12 protein-coding genes are annotated in these 13,141 nt (G+C 50.5%); 10 read left to right on the top strand and 2 right to left on the bottom strand.

Annotated elements, in window-relative coordinates; genetic code table 11:
- Both PCH05_RS10175 and PCH05_RS10170 read left to right on the top strand, forming a co-directional pair.
- Positions 1–987 carry a metal ABC transporter substrate-binding protein gene (locus tag PCH05_RS10175; protein WP_127602276.1) on the top strand — a complete coding sequence of 329 codons (987 nt, stop codon included), beginning with the start codon at positions 1–3 and terminating at the stop codon, positions 985–987.
- Between the two features lie 66 nt (positions 988–1,053).
- Positions 1,054–2,244, top strand: coding sequence for a GTP-binding protein (locus tag PCH05_RS10170; RefSeq protein WP_127602275.1), 1,191 nt, complete (start codon positions 1,054–1,056; stop codon positions 2,242–2,244).
- A 212-nt stretch (positions 2,245–2,456) separates the two neighbouring features.
- Here the strand turns inward: PCH05_RS10170 and PCH05_RS10165 are convergent, their stop codons facing one another.
- Positions 2,457–2,924, bottom strand: coding sequence for a hypothetical protein (locus PCH05_RS10165; RefSeq protein ID WP_127602274.1), 468 nt, complete (start codon positions 2,922–2,924; stop codon positions 2,457–2,459).
- Positions 2,925–3,205: 281 nt separating this feature from the next.
- Here PCH05_RS10165 and PCH05_RS10160 point away from each other — a divergent pair, with 281 nt between their 5' ends.
- Positions 3,206–4,342, top strand: a complete 1,137-nt coding sequence (locus tag PCH05_RS10160) for a zinc-dependent alcohol dehydrogenase (RefSeq protein WP_127602273.1) — start codon at positions 3,206–3,208, stop codon at positions 4,340–4,342.
- A 167-nt stretch (positions 4,343–4,509) separates the two neighbouring features.
- Here PCH05_RS10160 and PCH05_RS10155 read toward each other — a convergent pair whose 3' ends face one another.
- Positions 4,510–5,289 carry a class I SAM-dependent methyltransferase gene (locus PCH05_RS10155; protein ID WP_127602272.1) on the bottom strand — a complete coding sequence of 260 codons (780 nt, stop codon included), beginning with the start codon at positions 5,287–5,289 and terminating at the stop codon, positions 4,510–4,512.
- A 185-nt stretch (positions 5,290–5,474) separates the two neighbouring features.
- Between PCH05_RS10155 and PCH05_RS10150 the strand changes: the two genes are divergently transcribed.
- The 7 genes from PCH05_RS10150 to PCH05_RS10120 all read left to right on the top strand — a co-directional run bounded on the left by PCH05_RS10150 (position 5,475) and on the right by PCH05_RS10120 (position 12,985).
- The gene (locus PCH05_RS10150) at positions 5,475–6,203 is read left to right on the top strand and encodes an ABC transporter ATP-binding protein (protein ID WP_127602271.1); all 729 of its coding nucleotides are present in this window, start codon (positions 5,475–5,477) and stop codon (positions 6,201–6,203) included.
- Positions 6,140–7,042, top strand: coding sequence for an ABC transporter permease (locus PCH05_RS10145; RefSeq protein WP_164766610.1), 903 nt, complete (start codon positions 6,140–6,142; stop codon positions 7,040–7,042). The genes PCH05_RS10150 and PCH05_RS10145 overlap by 64 nt, the downstream gene beginning before the upstream one ends.
- Positions 7,043–7,055: 13 nt before the next feature.
- Positions 7,056–7,826: an ABC transporter permease gene (locus tag PCH05_RS10140; RefSeq protein WP_127602269.1), complete on the top strand. Its 771-nt coding sequence runs from the start codon at positions 7,056–7,058 to the stop codon at positions 7,824–7,826.
- Positions 7,827–7,851: 25 nt separating this feature from the next.
- A complete protein-coding gene (locus PCH05_RS10135; protein ID WP_127602268.1) occupies positions 7,852–8,562 on the top strand; it encodes a response regulator transcription factor in 711 nt (236 codons plus the stop codon).
- Entirely contained in the window at positions 8,526–10,010 is a 1,485-nt protein-coding gene (locus tag PCH05_RS10130; RefSeq protein ID WP_164766609.1) for a sensor histidine kinase, read from the top strand. The genes PCH05_RS10135 and PCH05_RS10130 overlap by 37 nt, the downstream gene beginning before the upstream one ends.
- A gap of 96 nt (positions 10,011–10,106) precedes the next feature.
- Positions 10,107–10,793 (top strand): hypothetical protein, encoded by a 687-nt coding sequence (locus PCH05_RS10125; protein ID WP_127602266.1) that lies wholly within the window; start codon positions 10,107–10,109, stop codon positions 10,791–10,793.
- A 410-nt stretch (positions 10,794–11,203) separates the two neighbouring features.
- Positions 11,204–12,985 (top strand): SgrR family transcriptional regulator, encoded by a 1,782-nt coding sequence (locus PCH05_RS10120; protein WP_164766608.1) that lies wholly within the window; start codon positions 11,204–11,206, stop codon positions 12,983–12,985.
- Positions 12,986–13,141 lie beyond the last annotated feature (156 nt).

The raw sequence follows: 13,141 nt of genomic DNA, 5'->3' as shown, positions 1-13,141 counted from the left end.
ATGAAAAAATGGATTCCGTTATTATCCTTACTAATGATCTCCGCTCTTGCCGTTACGGCGGCAGGCTGCGGTCCGAAGAAAGAAGCCGAGCCAGATGGCGGTAGGGTTCCGGCTGCGACGGCGGCGAATGGCAAGCTTCAGGTGGAAGCCAGCTTCTATCCGATGTATGAATTTACACGGCAGGTAGCCGGGGACTTGGCGGATGTGCATTTGTTGATTCCCTCTGGCGTGGAGCCTCATGATTGGGAGCCGACACCGCAGGATATCGCAAAGATTGCCAAAGCGGATGTCCTGGTGTATAACGGTGCAGGCATGGAAATCTGGGTGGATCAGGTTGCCAAAGGTTCGGATAATGCGAACCTGAGTCTTGTCGAAGCCAGCAAAGGTTTGGAGTTAATGGAAGGCGTCGATGAAGAAGAAGAGCATGCCGATGCCAAAGACCACGAGGGACATGATCACGGAAGTTTGGACCCTCATGTTTGGTTGTCTCCCAAGCTCGCCATTGAGGAGGTCCGCAGCATTGAAAAGGCGCTTGTCGCCAAGGCGCCGCAGCATCAAGCCGAATTCACGAAAAACGCTGACGCTTATGTTGCCAAGCTGGAGCAGCTTGATGCGGATTACCAGAAAGAGCTCGCCGGTACCAAACGCAAGGATTTCGTTACGCAGCACGCCGCTTTCGGCTATTTGGCCCATACGTATGGTTTGACGCAGGTTCCGATCGCCGGGCTTTCTCCTGAACAGGAGCCCTCTGCTGCAGCCATGACCGACGTCATCAAGTTTGCGAAAGAACATCAGGTCAAGACGATCTTCTTCGAGACGCTGGTCTCCTCGAGCGTAGCCGAAACGATCGCCAAAGAGGTCGGAGCAAAGACGGACGTATTGAACCCGCTTGAAGGGCTGACCCAGGAAGAACAGGATAATCATCAGGATTATATCGCAATCATGCGCTCCAATCTGGATGCGCTGAAGAAAGCACTTGAGGAATAATGTTCTGAGGTCAGAACAAGCGCTTAATCTGTAATAATATTCATTGATATCGGAGGAACAACATACATGAGCGATAAAAGAATACCTGTAACCGTACTGAGCGGCTATCTCGGTGCAGGTAAAACGACCGTCCTGAACCATGTCCTGAACAACCGCGAAGGGCTCAAGGTCGCCGTGATCGTCAACGACATGAGCGAAATCAACGTGGATGCCGCATTAGTTCAGTCGGGCACCAGCTTATCCCGCACCGAAGAAAGGCTCGTGGAAATGTCCAATGGCTGCATTTGCTGCACGCTGAGGGACGATCTGCTTGAGGAAGTAAAAAAGCTCGCGGAGGAAGGAAGGTTCGATTATATTCTGATCGAATCGACGGGGATTTCCGAGCCGATACCTGTCGCTCAGACTTTCAGCTACGTCGATGAGGAAACCGGCATCGATCTCACCAAGTTTGCCCGCCTGGACTGCATGGTGACCGTGGTTGACGCATTCCGGTTCTGGAAGGATTTTGCCTCCGGAGATACGCTTCTCGACCGTGCGGAAGCTGCAGGAGAGAATGATGAACGGGATGTGGTGGACCTACTCGTCGAACAGATCGAAACCTGCGACGTTCTGCTGTTGAACAAATGCGACCTGGTGGACGAAACGGAGCTGAACCGGCTTGAGGGGCTGCTCCGCAAGCTTCAGCCGTCTGCGAAGTGCATCAGGATCGTGAAGGGCCAGGTTGAACCTTCTGCCATCCTGAACACAGGGCTGTTTGATTTTGAAAAAGCTAGCATGTCTGCCGGCTGGATTCAAGAGCTGGAAAAAGAAACGCACACGCCTGAAACCGAAGAATACGGCATCAGCTCCTTCGTTTACCGGAAAAGGGTTCCCTTCCATCCGGGTCGACTGTCGGATTTATTGACCGATTGGCCGGAAGAGGTTGTCCGGGCTAAGGGCTTGGTCTGGCTGGCAGTCAAGGATGATGTCGCGGCAAGCTTCAGTCAGGCGGGGCCATCCATCCAGTTTGGTCCGGCAGGATACTGGCTGGCAGCCATGCCGGAAGAAGAACAGCAGGCCGTGCTGGACGCGGAACCCGAATTGCGGCATAAATGGGACGCAGTCTGGGGTGACCGGATGAATGAGATCGTTCTGATCGGCATTCACATGGACCCGGCTGTCATTGAGGAAATGCTGGACGCCTGTCTTCTCACCGCCGCCGAGATGGACTTGGACTGGTCGCAAATCCATAATCCGCTGCCATGGATGGCGGTGTAAATGTTTATAATTTCCTCCGGGCACACTTAGGAAAAGTGCCATGGAGGAAATGTGAATGTTTCCTTTCGGTCATTTGGACAAGCCTAGAAAATGAAATGAAGAAACAGGAAAAGACGGAGGACCGTATTGATGCGGATTTCCGTCTTTTTTTATGGATATGCCCTGCATCAGATCATGGATTTTGGCTGCCCCCCCAATATGTTACTTGCCCTCTATTTATTTAGCGTTTGAACAAATTCTAAAATGTGTTCTCTTACCTGTTGAGACTGTACTTGTGTTAGATTCATCAATTCTCCGTAACCATCTTTAAGTCTAGGAGCAAGTATTGTTATTGGCTCATTCAACTTCTTTTTGTTTTCAATTGGTTTTTCAAGTCCGGGAGTTAACAGATTCTTTTCGAGTTCTGAATAGATGATTATACTTTCAATAAATTTATCATCCATATCGAAATAATCTTCTAATGAATACAACTTATATTTTTCTAGATTATTTGACTTTTCTACATAAGTTATAGAATTAACTTTTTTATAGGCAATTTTCACCGGTAGGTCTTCATTATTGGAGGTATCAGAATAAACTTCAACAGAGAATGCTTCAACCGTATCATGTATTTCTTTATTCGAACAACCCGCTGTAACTAATGAAAGAATAAAACAAAAAACCGCCATATATTTCTTCATCTTTTTCGTTCCCCCTGACATGAATATGAAGATGTTAACCCAGTTCTCGATGATAGGGTGATAAGGAATACGCAACTCAATTATACCATATTATGGATTTTTATTCCGGAGGAATAACAACACGGTTCTAGACTTGGAAAACGGGATTCGGATGAAAAGGGAGGCATTATGGGGGGAAAGCATAAAGGAAATCGTCCTGATCGGCATCGACATGGATGGCGGTATAAATGTTTATGATTTCCTCCGGACAAACTAAGAAAAAAGTCTTGGAGGAAATAAGAATGAAGGCTGTCACGTATCAAGGGCGCAAAAAAGTCGAGGTTAAGGAGGTCCGGGATCCCGGCCTTGAAAACAAGGATGACATTTTGGTGAGAATTACTACCACTGCCATCTGCGGGTCGGATCTTCATATTTACCATGGCTTGATTCCGGGCATGTACGACGATTATGTAATCGGCCACGAGCCGATGGGCATAGTCGAAGAGGTGGGGCCGGATGTCACGCGCGTGAAAAAAGGAGACCGGGTCATCATCCCGTTTAACGTTTCCTGCGGACAATGCTTTTTCTGCCAGAATCACATGGAGAGTCAATGCGATAATTCCAACGATAACCGGGATACCGGCGGGTATTTAGGATATTCGGACTCATACGGCGGATTCATGGGCGGACAAGCAGAGCTGCTTCGCGTTCCTTACGGAAATTTCATGCCTTTTGTCGTTCCCAAAGAGGCGGAACTGGAGGATGAGCAAATCCTCTTTCTCTCGGACATTATGCCCACGGCTTTCTGGGGCGTCGATCATGCGGGCGTGAAAAAGGGCGATACGGTTGTGATTCTCGGCTGCGGCCCCGTGGGTCTGCTGGCACAGAAATTCGCCTGGAAAAAAGGCGCCAAACGCGTGATCGCCGTCGACAGCATCGATTACAGACTGGAGCATGCGAAAAAACATAATCATGTTGAAACCTATAATTTCGAAGCGATCGAAGATTTGGACAAACACTTACTCGAGCTTACCAAAGGCGGAGCGGATGTTGTGATTGACTGCGTGGGCCTGGATGCCAAACGGACGCCGATGGAGAAGATCGAAACGACATTGAAGCTTCAAGGTGGGTCGCTCGGGGCTTTCGAAATGGCGGCGAACATTGTCCGCAAATTCGGCACAATTTCGGTCGTAGGCGTGTACGGATTAACGTACAACATGTTTCCTTTCGGGCATTTATTCGAGCGCAACATCACCGTGAAAATGGGGCAGGCACCCGTGATCCACTACATGCCGGAGCTGTTCAAATGGGTGCAATCCGGCGAAATCGATGTAACCGACATGATTACGCACCGGCTGCCGATATCCGAGGCGGAGCGAGCTTACCGGATATTCGACGACAAGGACGATCACTGCATTAAAGTGGTGTTGAAGCCGTAAAAGAAGAAGGATAAGAAATACAGGGGAAAAGACGGAGTACCGCGAGAATGCGGGCTTCCGTCTTTTTGTTTAAATCGACATGTCGTGCGAGAAACTCCAGTTTCCTTTTGAAGATGAAATGCCATCGAAATAATCAAGGCGTATAGCGTGAAACAACAACCTTCACATTATGCCTTAGCCAGCCACAAAGTCCATGGATCCTTCTCGATGATCGGGTGGGATCCTTTCATTTTGGCGGAGATGTACGAAACCAGCTCTTCCAGTTCTGCGTCCGTGCACTCATGCAAGATGGACCGTCCGGTGCGGGAGCGCAAGTCCTCGAATAACGCATCCGTACTGCTATAAACAGCGCGGGTTTCCCATAGCTTCAGTTCCCGGATGTCATGGAATCCGGCAGTCTGCAGCGCTGAGATCACCTGCTCGGAGCTGTGCCTGCGGGAAATCTCGGTCTTGGCGAGATGCGGATATTTCTCGAAAAAGAAACCGCGGATATTCGTCTCGGAGCCGGGCAGCAGACTGTCCTCGGGAGTACGGTCCTGTATAACTAAGGTTCCGCCAGGCTTTAGAATCCGGCGCGCTTCCCGGAAACATGCCGGCAAATCCTGCAGATGATGAATCAAGGCCCGCTCCAGTACAAGATCATAGCTTTTTGACGACAGTGGAAGCTGGTATGCATTTCCTTGAATCCAGGTCACCTGATCGGTATATCGACCGTCCATGTGAGCCTTCGCCCCCTTCAGCATTTCGGCTGAAAAGTCTACTCCTGCAACATGCTTCACGCCAAGTTCCAGCAAGGCAAGCGTGTAAATGCCTCCGCCACAGCCGATATCAGCCGCATGTTTTCCGTGCACATCCACCTGCTCGGCTAGCAGCTTCAACCAGGCATCATCCGCTTGGCGAGTCGTGTAAGAAGTCCGATTATCGGGATCATGAAAATTCATTGGCATCGAGTTATTCACTCCTTCATAAAAATTGTTTCGACAGATGAAACGATGTTTTGATATATGAAATGATTTTGATTGTATTATAGAATATTTTTCCGCAGATGAACATGATTTTAATAAAAAAATTCAGGGACGTTATAAAATCTTTAGAATTGCCTTCTAAGCTGAATAGCAGGAGGGGGTGGAACATGAAAGTACTGGAAATCGAGCATATTACGAAAAAAGCCGGACGGCGCACGCTTGTGGACGACATGTCATTCGATATTTTACAGGGGGATGTCTGCGGTTTCGTCGGTCCGAACGGTGCGGGCAAAACGACGCTGATCCGCATGATAACCGGCTTGATCCGGCCGGAAGACGGGAACATCCGGATTGAAGGCTTTGACGTGCAGAGGGACCGGATGAAGGCTCTTGCTCAGGTAGGAGCCATCGTGGAATCACCGATCTTTTTCCCGTATATGTCGGGACAGGATAATCTTCTTAACCTGGTCAAGCTGCACGCCAATATTCCCAAGGAGCAGCGGGCGCCGCGCGTTGACGAGGTGCTCCGGATCGTGGGATTGGAGGCGCGAGGCAAGGACAAAGTCAAAACCTACTCGCTCGGCATGAAGCAGCGCCTTGGCATTGCCCAGGCCCTTCTCGGAAATCCGAAGCTGATTATATTGGATGAACCTGCCAACGGTCTGGACCCGATGGGAATCCGGGAGCTTCGGAATCTGATTCTGGAGCTGAATGCGAAGCATGGGATTACCTTTTTCGTGTCCAGTCATCTGCTCGATGAACTCCAACGGATATGCAGCCGTTTTGTCATCATCAAAGAGGGGAAGCTGGTATGGCAGGGTACGCAGGAACAATGGCAGCAAATCGCCGGCAGCATCAGCCTGGAGGATCATTTCGTGGAGATGATGACCTCATGATGGCGCTTCTGCATAGTGAATGGGAACGGCTTTTGAAGCGGAAAATCTTCTGGCTGTTTCTGGCTGCCATCCCGCTGATCATCGTGGCCACGGCCAAATACTATTTGGGTCATAATGCGGCGATTCCTATGGGGAGTCCGGAGCATACGACGGCGGAGAACTTTCCGGTGATGGCCATGATCGAGCAGCTGATCATCGTGTTTAACGTGCTCGCGCTCATTTTGCTGACGCTGTCATTTACGGAGGAATACCGTTCGGGCCAGCTTCGGATGATCATGCTCAGGGCATACAGCAGCGCGCAGCTGTTCTGGGCCAAATGGCTCGCGTTCGCGCTCATGATGGCTTTGTTTTTCATCTTCTATTTGATCGCGGCCGTCATCGCGGGTGCATTATTTTTCAAGTCATCACCGGAGCAAGTTCTGTTCTATTACGACCATGTGGTGTCAAACAGAGACATGATCCTTTATACGCTGAGTTACTATGGCATGGCGTATGCGAGCATCATCGGTATGGCTTCCGTATTTATCGGCATCGGCGTCATCTCGCGTTCTTCGACGGCTGCGATCGGCCTTGGCATGGGATTTCTGCTGTGCTCGCTGGGATACCCGCTCATATTCGAATTGTCGAACCGATCGTTTGGTTTGGGGCTGCCCTCCATGCTGAAATATCTGTCGCTGTCGGAAATCCAGTTCAGCGGCATCGCGGTTATGATGTCCGACGCACAGGGGCTGAAGCCCTTGCATGCAGGCACATGGATGTCAGGCGTAATTGCCGTGTATACGGCCGTGTTCATGGGAGCTTCGTGCCTGATCTTCACCAAATCGGATCGTTGGATATAAGGAGGAAAAGCTAATGTGGCAGCTATTGCAAAGCGACTGGCAGCGGATGTGGAAACGCAAAAAAACTATGGTCAGCCTGCTGCTCTTCGTTGGTATCGTTTTATTGGATTGTATGTTTCTGCTGATGCAAACCCTGGGGGCCTTCGATAATGTCTCGACGGTACCGCTTACCGCGCAGAACTTTCCGTTGTTCCTGTTAAAAGAAGTGTCCTTTTTTCTGGTGCTCATTATCGGTCCGATCCTGATGATCGACAGCTTTAACGGCGAGTATCATGCAGGACAGCTTCGACTGGTACTGATCAGACCGGTTTCAGTGATGCGGATGTTTGCGGCGAAATGGATCAACTTGGCGTTCATGATGGGGATCTTTCTCTTGGTTACTTTTGCCGCCGGAGAGATTGTCGGCCATATGTTTAAGCCGAGTGTAGACGAAGTCGTATTTTTAAATCCGGAACGATCTTATCATAAGCTAGAGGCGATGATGTATTGTCTTGAATCATACGGGCTATTCCTATTGATCCTGCTGGCGCAGCTGAGTCTGACAGGACTCGTTTGCACCATACTGCCAAGCCCGATCATCTGCTATCTCGGCTGGGTTGCCGTTGCGGTCGGTTCCATGTACCTTTCGAATACGTTCAGCTTTTTGCTGTTCGGCATCTCGACGATTTTTCAATGGATGGCGGGAAGTTACGCTCACCCGTTCATTTTACCGGTGATGGTTTGTATGATTCCTGGTTTTGCCGTTACAATGTGGTGGTGGAATCGTAGAAATTGGGTGAAGTAATGCCCGGATTGCGGGAGTGTGGAAGATGCAAGAAAAGATAATGATCGTGGATGATGAGGCCGACATTGTATCGCTGATTGAGCAGGCGATGACAGCCGAAGGGTATGAGGTGATTACGGCTTCTGACGGGGCTTCGGCCCTGAATATGCTGTCCCGTTCGCCAGACTTGATTATCCTTGATGTCATGATGCCGGGCATAAACGGCTTCGAGCTGTGCCAGATGATCCGGGACGAGGTCAGCTGTCCCATCCTGTTCGTCAGCGCAAGACAGACGGAGGCTGACCGCATTCAAGGCTTGTCCATCGGCGGTGATGATTATATTACGAAGCCCTTCAGCCTGCGCGAGCTCAAAGCCCGGGTTGGCGCACATTTGAGGGGGAGCCGGCGGAAAATAGAAGGCGCCGCAGTCCGGTCGCTCCTACGTTACGGCTTGCTGCGCATCGACCTGAAAGGACGCGAAGTGCTGCTTCAGCATGCCGCCGTTCCGCTGACAGCCAAGGAATTTGATATCGTGGAGCTGCTTGCGCTGCATCCGGGCCAGGTATTTTCCAAAGAGCAAATTTATGACCGGATCTGGGGACTCGAAGCCAGCGGCGATATTAGCACGGTGACAGAGCATATCAAGAAAATTCGTGCCAAGCTGGTCCATGTGGATCCCGTGAACAGCTACATTGCAACGGTATGGGGGGTTGGCTACAAATGGGAAAGATCGGACGTATTGAACGGCTCCCGTTAAAAAGACAGCTGATGCTGACATTTGTCTGGATTATGCTGCTCAGCTTGCTCTGTTCCATCGTGACGATCGGTTGCGGCGTCTGGTGGTTGTCGAACAGCAGCTGGATCCAGCCGGCCAATGCATATGAAAACCAGCTTCCGGAAATTGCGAAATATATCCGGATACAGCATGCAGACATCATGAAGCCTGAAGCAAGGCAGGGGCTTGAGAATAGAATCCCGTCCGAAGGCATCCGATATCAGGTGGCGGATTTGGATGGCGTGCCTTTGTACGGGACGTTACCCGGACGGATAATCGGGAACAGAACCGCATTGATCGATACACTGAACAAAACCGTTTCGGCGGATGCCTCGTTTGGCTTTGGCGGGAGATTCATCAAAATCGTTCCTGTGACCTCATACGCGGGAGATTTGAAGGGTGCCGTTTTGCTTCAGTATAAGCTGGAAGTCTCCGGCAAAAACCAAACCGGATTCAATTGGATTCAACTGTTGATCATCCTGATCTTTATTGTGTCGCCGTTTCTGTATATTGCGCTGTTCACGTACCTGTTTGCGGCCAAAACCGGCAAACGGATCGCCCGCCCGGTGCATGAGCTGATCGAAGCCTCGCGGCGCATCCGCGACAGGGATCTCGATTTTACGATCCGTTATATGGCGGACAACGAGCTGGGACTGCTGACGGAATCGTTTGAAAATATGCGCAGTGAACTCAAGGATTCCTTGCTGAGGGAATGGAAGCTCGAACAGGAACGGAGGGACATGATGGATGCCATTGCCCATGATTTTCGGACGCCGATGACGGTGATCCAGGGGAATGTCGAGCTGCTGGCCGACGCACCGGAATTGACACGGGACAAGGCCGAAGCTCATCTCAAGGTTATCGAGGACAACATCCAGCGCGTGAACCGTCTCATTCAGGACGTGCAGATCGCTTCGGAAAAGGATATGGAGTATTTTCCATTGCGGGTCGAGCGGGTTCGGCTGCATGCATTTTTGCAGGACAAAGAGCGGGAAATACGCTATATGTGTTCCGCCCACCGAACAGAATGCGATTTTCGCTATGAGGATTTATCGCCTGATGGTTCTTCGGACGTATACATCGACGTTCAAAGAGTCGGCCAAGTGCTCGACAACCTGATATCGAACAGCTTGCGGTATCTGCCCGGCACAGGGGGATGGCTGGGGGTATGCGTGAAAAGGCAGGCGAAGTATCTGGAATTCGAAGTTTGCGATAACGGTCCGGGATTCAAGGCGCGGGAGCTCCCCCGGCTATTTGACAAGTTTTACAAGGGCGACAAAGGGCAATCCGGTTTGGGCTTGTATACGGCAAAGGTCATTGCGGAAAAGCACGGAGGCAGCATACAAGCCATGAACAGGCAGGAGGGTGGAGCGTGTGTTGCGTTTACGGTTCGGATGGACGCCTCGGAAGCCAATCATGTGGATTTTTAAACCAAAACGTAACCCGCTTGTAACCCTACGGATGGGCAAATCTACTAAAATGGAATTGTAAATAAATAACAGACAGTTCCGTTAGGAGATTATGCGATGAAAAAAAGATTCAAGATTATGATTGCCGCTTGCTCTGCGTTTATGCTGATATCAGGCACCGCATTAGCCTTAACGTCCGGCCCGGGAATTTATATTAACAAGGCCGGATATGCAAGCTCTTATTTTAAGCTAAAGGTCGAGAATGGAACGTCCATGGTTTCTCTGCGAGAGATCGTAGAGACGCTAAAAGGGGAAGTGACGTACAAGGACAATAACATCTATGTGTCCCTGCCTGAAGCCTCCCATTTATCCCATCAGGTTAACGGTTATCTGAATGGGCTTGAAGCGGAAACGCCTGAAGAGGCGGTCCGGACCTGGATTCGCGGGGTTCAGCGACGAAGCGGGCCGCTGCAGTATGCGGTCATGACGCCTGCAATGCAGAAGTCAACCAAAGCCGAATTCGAGGATGATTTTTGGGTCACGGGAGGCTCCAGTCCGCATATGGGACCCGTGGATAAGCTGACGTCCAAAACGCTGACAGCGGGAAAAGTGCAAATCACTTTCGACTATCCCCTGATTGCCCAGACCCAAACGATCGCCACCGGCAAAGCTTTAATCATCGTCGAGAAGGACGATGACCCTATCTATGAGAGATGGGCTATTTCGGACATATATCTGCAGGACCCGGATGATACAGGCATTACGGTCGGCGTTAAGCCGATGTCCGACGCCCCAAATCCATAAGCTTCAAAGCAACAGCCAGGATACGGATATCCTGGCTGTTTTCATGACGGTCTGATCCGATCGCCGTGTAATCCAAGCCTGCTCAGGTTCGATATCTTTGGCGTCGAAACGTCCTGCGGAATAATCTCAGCGGAATGACATACCATTTTTCTTGAACGCTTTGTTTCTTGTTTAATTGATGCACCAGGTGTTTTTCCTGTTCCCTTTTGATTTTTATGGCATTATGGCGATCAGCCTGTTCGTATTCCAGCAGCTTTTCAAACGTATAATGTTCCAGCATTTCATTTCCTCCACTTCGTCTCTATTTGTTTCCAATTATGATCTATTCAAAAGGGTCTAAAAAGTGTATACTTGCGAAAATGATTTTCCCCTTTTACGTGCGAAAGCGATCTAAGGAGGGTAGGCGGCGAATGCTTTTGAATGAACAATATCTGATTCTTTACAACCGTTTTGCGGATGGCCGGGAGAGCGGTAAAGCAGTCGAAGTGACGTTGGAGGAATTGTCGGCAGCGCTCTTCTGCACCGTCCGGAATGCCAAGCTAATCCTGAAAAAGCTTGTGGAGGAGCAACTGGTCGAGTGGTTACCGGGAAGAGGGAGAGGAAATTACTCGCAAATGTTGTTCAAGGCAGATAAGGAGGACTTTCTGCTCCATCAGTCTGTAGGGCTTGCCCGAAACGGCGATTATAAGCAGGCTTTTGACATGCTGAGCAATTATGGCAGCGGCACGCTTGCCAAGGAAAGGTTCCTTGACTGGCTGAACGGGCACTTCGGCTATAAAAAAGAAGAAGGCAGCGAAGGCATGCCGAGCGATACCTTGATTTTCCCCGTTCTCCATCCCCCGAGGACGCTCGATCCCGCGGAAGCGAATTATGCGTTTGACTCGCATCTGCAGCGGCAGATTTTCGACCGGCTGTTATCCTTCGACGAACAGCTTGAACGGATCGTGCCGGGCATCGCCCATCATTGGAATTCGGATAAAGACGCGACGGAATGGACGTTTTACCTGCGAAAAGGCATCCGGTTTCATAACGGCCAGGAGCTGACGAGCCGGGATGTGGTGTACAGCTTTGAGCGGCTCCGCAGCGGTACCCTGAACGAATGGCTTCTGCGTGAAGTGGCGAGCCTAGAAGCAATTGGACCGCGGGTGGTACGGATAAGGCTCCGCAGACCGAACCGGATTTTCGACCGGTATATGTGCTCCGTCGGCGCCTCCATTCTTCCTTTTGAGCTGGCGGGTCTCGAAGAAAGTGAGTTCTGGAAGTTTCCGATCGGTACGGGGCCGTTCCGGATCGTGTCATTTTCGGAGCACCGGATAGAACTTGCGGCTCACAGCAGCTACCATGAAGGCAGACCTTATCTGGACGGCGTGGATATTGTGATCATGCCGGAGGATTGCGATCCGGAGAGCGTTGGATATCCCGGCGTTTTACATACCTGGGACCATATTAGGGACAAAGAACAGCTTGGAGGCGGGGAGGTTCAGGAAGCCTCAGGGAAACTGCGGCAGGCATGCACCATGCTGTTATGGAATTTGAACGTGCCGGGTGCCCAGCAGTCCGAAGCCTTCCGCAGAGCCGTGCGCATGATAATCCATCCCGGCGAGATGATTGAGGAGCTGGGAGGTGCTCGTATTCTGCCGGCGATTGGTTTCCGGCCCGATGTAAGCAGCAAGCGTGTTATTAATCCCCTTCGTCCGGAACGAGTCCGGACGGCCTTGAAGGAAGCGGCTTATGACGGCCAGGTGATTCGTATGGCAATTTACGATAAATACAGAGAAGACGCCGAGTGGATCGGCAATCGCCTCGCGGAATGGGGAATCCGGACAGAATTGCTGGATCAAAGTGCCTGGAAAGATGCTGATTTGACCTTCTCCAGCATTGTGCTGGCAGAGGATGAAGTATGCGAAATCGAGACCTATGAGCATAAGAGCAGCGTTCTAAAGAAATACCTGGACAAGGAACGGATGAGCTGGATCAAGGACCGAATCGATGAAGCGTTAAGCGCCGACCTCATCGAAACAAGACGGGTGAAATTGCGCGAAATTGAACAGTATCTCCGGGATGAAGCCTCCGTTATTTTCCTTTATCACCGCCTGTTAAATACGTTCTTGCATCCGTTTGTCCGGGGGATTAGCCTGAATGCTCTGGGCTGGATTGATTTTAAGGATGTTTGGCTCGAAAAACATGACTGAAGGAATAAAATCATCGCATGATAGAGAAACCGCCGCCGTGGCGGTTTTTTTGTGCGCAACGATTTGGAGCTGAAATCATATACATTACATCGGCATGCTTCCCTTCAATGAATCCTTTAGGGAAACGGAAACATGATAGACCAGACTGGAAAGGGG

The sequence above is a fragment of the Paenibacillus chibensis genome (assembly GCF_004001045.1).
Classification (GTDB): Bacteria; Bacillota; Bacilli; order Paenibacillales; family Paenibacillaceae; genus Paenibacillus_AQ; species Paenibacillus_AQ chibensis.
Note: the sequence above shows the minus strand (reverse complement) of the source record. Positions and strands in the feature narration are given on the sequence as shown.